The organism is Tatumella ptyseos ATCC 33301, assembly GCF_000735525.1.
GTDB classification, from domain to species: domain Bacteria; phylum Pseudomonadota; class Gammaproteobacteria; order Enterobacterales; family Enterobacteriaceae; genus Tatumella; species Tatumella ptyseos.
Genome location: NZ_JMPR01000071.1, coordinates 1 through 344, shown reverse-complemented (window position 1 = coordinate 344; position 344 = coordinate 1). Strand labels below are relative to the sequence as shown.

Here is a 344-nt window from a genome sequence, read left to right as displayed (position 1 = left end):
ACGGCTTTACCACTTTTTTGCCATGGCTTCCTGAATGATTTCAGACTTCAGCCGTTCTTCGGCATACATCTTCCTGAGACGACGATTTTCCTCTTCCAGTTCTTTCAGGCGGGACATAAGGGCAGCATCCATCCCGCCAAACTTCGAACGCCATTTATAAAAACTGGCACTGCTGATGCCATGTTCCCGGCACAATTCAGGTACCGGAGTACCCGCTTCCGCCTGCTTAAGAATGGCGATGATCTGGCTGTCAGTAAAACGTGATCGCTTCATAGAGATCCCCCTGAATTCAGGTTAGTAGAGAATTCTACTTATGAACACACCGATTTTTCGGGGGGATTACC

Annotated in this window: 1 pseudogene; it reads right to left on the bottom strand. The window is 48.3% G+C overall.

What is annotated here, in order from left to right:
• Positions 1-12 precede the first annotated feature (12 nt).
• Positions 13-273, bottom strand: a pseudogene (locus GTPT_RS16610) (transposase); the annotation flags it as partial.
• Positions 274-344: the final 71 nt, after the last annotated feature.